General features: G+C 69.7%; 1 protein-coding gene. It reads left to right on the forward strand.

Annotated elements, in window-relative coordinates; translation table 11 throughout:
• The coding region (locus RVY79_RS20180) for a hypothetical protein (protein WP_317466358.1) at positions 1 to 261 on the forward strand (261 nt) is incomplete at both ends.

The following is a 261-nucleotide window of genomic DNA, read 5'->3' on the forward strand; positions in this document are numbered from 1 at the left end:
CGGTGGTCGACCACGTGAAGGCCGGCCGGCTGTTCAAGGACGGCGACGTCCTGATCGACGAGAAGGACCGGGCGATCCCGGAACGGCGCAAGCTCATGCAGGCCGGCCTGGTCTCGGTGGCGATCGCCATCGACGAGGACGGCGTGGTTCTCGGCGAGCCGGCGGTGGACATCATCGGCCTGCCGAACCGCGGCCGGTCCGGCGAGCCGTTGATCGAAACGGTCGTGGATGCGGTCTCCCGCACCCTGTCGGGGATGTCGC

The sequence above is a fragment of the Chromohalobacter sp. HP20-39 genome, from assembly GCF_033052815.1.
GTDB lineage: Bacteria > Pseudomonadota > Gammaproteobacteria > Pseudomonadales > Halomonadaceae > Chromohalobacter.